The 4,185-nt window shown below is 65.1% G+C and carries 2 protein-coding genes; both read left to right on the top strand.

Annotated features, from left to right (window positions below; genetic code table 11):
• Nucleotides 1-26: 26 nt before the first annotated feature.
• On the top strand, nt 27-2,177 hold the full coding sequence (locus tag BLP96_RS06810) for an HlyD family efflux transporter periplasmic adaptor subunit (RefSeq protein WP_089684427.1): 2,151 nt from the start codon (nt 27-29) through the stop codon (nt 2,175-2,177).
• Between the two features lie 4 nt (nt 2,178-2,181).
• Nucleotides 2,182-4,146: a preprotein translocase subunit SecA gene (locus BLP96_RS06805; protein ID WP_089684425.1), complete on the top strand. Its 1,965-nt coding sequence runs from the start codon at nt 2,182-2,184 to the stop codon at nt 4,144-4,146.
• The last annotated feature ends 39 nt before the right edge of the window (nt 4,147-4,185 follow it).

Genomic DNA, 4,185 nt, shown 5'->3' with positions numbered 1-4,185 from the left:
TGCCGCTTGATGGAAGGGTGTGAGCCATGGCCGGAACTCTCTATAGCCAGCACTGGCATCGCGTTGCGGACCTTCGCCTGCGGCTGCGACGGCACGCTAGCCTGCATCGTCACGAATACCGTGGAAAGCCCTGGTACGTATTGCACGACACCCTGACCGGGCAGGTGCATCGATTCACGCCGGAAGCGTATCAGGTCATTGGACGTCTCGACGGCCAGCGCACGCTGGGCGAGATCTGGCAACAAGTGAGCGCGTCGCTGGGCGATGCCATGCCGACCCAGCAGGAAATGATCGGTCTGATCGGCCGACTGCACAATGCCAACGTGCTGGCAGGCCATCGCGATATCGATATCGGCGAGCTGTCTCGGCGCCAACGCAAGCTCCAGCGGAGCAAGTGGCAGCAAGTGATACGCTCGCCGTTGGGCATTCGAATCCCGTTGCTCGATCCCGAGCGTTTCGTGGCTGCCACCTATCCGTTGGTCAAGCCGCTGATCGGCCCGTTCGGCGCTTTCCTGTGGCTGGCCACGGTGGGGCTGGCGCTGGTGGTAGCGACGCTGCATTGGCAGGCATTGACCGAGAATCTCGCCGACCGGGTGCTGGGTATCGACAATCTGCTGTTGATGGCGCTGGTCTACCCACTGATCAAGGCGCTGCATGAGCTCGGGCACGCTTGGACGACCAAGGATGCTGGCGGAGAGGTACATGAGATCGGCATCATGCTGCTGGTCTTCTTTCCCGTACCTTATGTGGATGCCAGTGCCGCGGCGGCGTGTCCCGAAAAGGGCAAACGCATGCTCGTCGGTGCCGCGGGCATCCTGGTCGAGCTGTTCCTGGCGGCGCTGGCCATGCTCGTCTGGGCAATGGCCGAACCCGGCGCGCTGCGCTCGCTGATGTTCAACGTCATGCTCATCGCCGGGGTTTCCACGTTGCTCTTCAATGGCAACCCGCTGCTGCGTTTCGATGCGTACTACGTGCTGGCAGACTGGCTCGAAATTCCCAATCTCGGCTCGCGGGCGAACCGGCAGCTCGGCTATGCGATCAAGCGCTACCTGCTGGGACGGCGCGATGTCACCGGAGAGGCGGGGTCTCGTCGCGAGGCGATGTGGCTGGTGCTCTACTCGGTGATGTCGTTCGCTTATCGCCTGGTGATCATGGTGGCCATCGCCGTCTTCGTGGCGACGCGCTATCTGTTCGTCGGCGTGTTGCTGGCGCTCTGGTCGGTCTTCATGACGCTCGTGTTTCCTGCTCTCAAGCTGCTCAAGGCCATCACCATGGATTCTCGTCTGGAAGGCTCGCGTCGGCGTGCTTGGTCCTGGCTGCTCGGCACCCTGGCCGTCCTGGCCCTGTTGTTGTTCGCACTGCCGCTGCCCTATGCCACCGTCGTTCAGGGTGTGGTGGATAGTGCCGAACCCACGCACGTGCGGCTCGGAGCGTCGGGTCGGCTCAACGACATTCTCGTCGAGGACGGCGATTGGGTGGAACGTGGAGATGTCCTGATGCACCTGGATGCGCCGGAGTTGGCCTCCGAAGTGAGTCGACTCGAGGCTCAGCGCCGCGAGGCCGATCTGCGCTTGCAGGCGAGCGTTCGCGAGGCGCAGTCGGTGGCCATGGAGCGCGAGAATTTGGAACTCGTGGAAGAGCGCCTGGCGGATGCGCGTTTGCGGGCCGCTGCCACTCTGGTGACGAGCCCGCGCGACGGACGACTGTTGATGCCTCAGGGGCGACCCGAACTCGGGCAGTTTTTGCAGCGCGGCGAATCGGTGGCGGTCGTGGTTCGCGACGAAGACTTGCGCGTGCGGGCGTTTCTTCCCGTCCATCGCCGAGCTGCGGTGAACGAGCGGGCGCGCGAGGTGACGCTTCGCTTGCCCGGTGCCGATGCCGAGGTGGCGTCCTCCCTGCAGTGGCTATCGCCCAGGGCAACGCGCGAAGTGCCGAGCGAGACTCTGACTCGTGAGGGTGGCGGGCCGATCGCTCTGGATCCGCAGGCACGTGAACCCTTGATCGCCTTTCGTCAGCACTATTTGGCCGATTTCGACGCTCGAGGCCTGATTCGGCAGGAACTGCCGCTACGACTGGACGAGCGCGTCTACGTGCGAATCGAACACCCGCCGGAACCGATCGGCCATCGCTGGTGGCGGGAGCTACGTCGCCATTTCCTGCGGCTCTTCGACCGGTGATGCCATGACCGCCGCCTTGTTGCAAAGATATCCGGTCGATGTGTTGCATCGTCCGGAGCGCCAGGTGCCGCCTCCCGGCGCGTTGGAAATGCCCTGGCATCGTATCCGGGCCGTCTGCCGCTTACCGGGCGGTTGGCAGCGTTGGCGTCTGCGCCGTGCCCTGCCGGCCATCCACCGCCTTGGCGAGCGTCTGTCGGCGCTAGGAGATGTTGCACTGGATGCGTACATCGAGTCGCTGCGAGATCGCCTGCTGGCCGAAGGGCTATCCCCCAGGCTGTCGCGTGAAGCCTTCGCCACGGTGCGTGAGGTGGCATGGCGCGAGCTGGGAATGGCGCATCATGACGTACAGTTGATGGGTGGGTTGGCTCTGCTGGAAGGAAAGGTCGCCGAGATGCCCACCGGTGAGGGCAAGACGCTCACCGCGACGCTACCTGCTGCCACGGCGGCCTTGGCGGGCGTCCCGGTGCATGTGGTCACCGTCAACGACTACCTGGCCGGCCGCGATGCCCAGGCGATGACGCCGATCTACGCGCGCCTGGGACTGACGGTAGGCGTCGTGACCCACGAACGATCGCCGCGGCAACGACGAGCGGCCTATGCCGCCGACATCACCTACTGCACCAACAAGGAACTCGTGTTCGACTATCTGCGCGATGGGCGTGAGCTGGGAAGCGAGTGCACCCCGCTGCAAGCCCATGCGGCCAGCCTGCGCGGGGCGCTCGACCAGCATCGGTTGTTGTTGAGAGGGCTGCATTTCGCCATTGTCGACGAGGCGGACAGCGTGATGCTCGACGAAGCTCGCACACCGTTGATTCTGTCGGGGCCGGATGAGGGCGAGCCGCTGGACATCGCGTTGATCGATGAGGTGCTGACGCTGTCCGAACGGTACCGGGAAGGCGAGGATTTCGTACGCGAGTCCGGGCGTCTGCACCTGACCGAGGCTGGCAAGGTGCGGCTGGTTGAGCAGGCCGAGCGACGGCTGGCTGCGCAGGGCGAGCGCAGCGGCTGGCTCGGCAAGGCGCGCCGCGAATGGCTGCTGCAGCAGGCCTTGGTTGCCCGCCATCAGTTTCAGCGCGATCGTCATTACCTCGTTCGCGACGGTCAGGTACAGATCATCGATGAGCATACCGGGCGGGTGCTGGCCGATCGGCGCTGGGAGCGGGGGCTGCAGCAGATGGTGGAACGGCTCGAAGGGTGCCGGCCCAGCGAGCCCAATCGAACCCTGGCGCGCCTTACCTATCAGCGCTTCTTTCGCCGCTATCAGCATCTCTCGGGCATGACCGGTACGGCCTGCGAGGTGCGCGGTGAGCTGTGGTGGACCTATCGTCTGAGGGTGGTATCGATTCCTCCTCACCGGCCCTCTCGCCGCCGTCATCTGGGTGTGCACGCCTTTGACGATGACGATGGCCGATGGCAATGGGTGGCCGAACGAGCTGCTCAGTTGGCAGCCCGGCGACGCCCGGTACTGATTGCCACCGCCTCGCTGGCGGATTCGGAGGTGCTGTCCCGGCGCCTTGAAGCACGCGGGCTGGAGCATGCCGTGCTCAATGCCCGTCAGGATGCCGAGGAGGCCGCCACCGTGGCTCGGGCCGGGTGCGCCGGTGCCATCACGGTTGCCACCAGCATGGCCGGGCGCGGAACCGATATCGCCCTCGATGAGGAGGCGCGTGAGGCGGGCGGTTTGCATGTGATCATCGCCGGGCGCCATGATGCCTCGCGCATCGACCGCCAGATCGCCGGGCGCTGTGCGCGACAAGGCGACCCGGGTAGCGTGGAGTACGCTCTCAGCGATACCGATCCGTTGCTCGACGAGCTGGCCGGCTGGCAACGGCATATTGGGCCGCTGCCAGTCCGGCTATCCCGGGCACAGCGCCAGCGGGAACGTCGCCATGCGCGAGAGCGTGCGAGACTGCTCGACGCCGACTGGCGCGAGAACGAGCTGCTGGGTTTCAGTGGCAAAACGGAGTGAAGGCAATGTCGGCAAGCCATGCCGCTGCCAAGATGAACA

This window comes from Billgrantia gudaonensis (assembly GCF_900100195.1).
GTDB lineage: Bacteria > Pseudomonadota > Gammaproteobacteria > Pseudomonadales > Halomonadaceae > Halomonas > Halomonas gudaonensis.
This window is presented reverse-complemented; position numbering and strand designations above follow the sequence as displayed.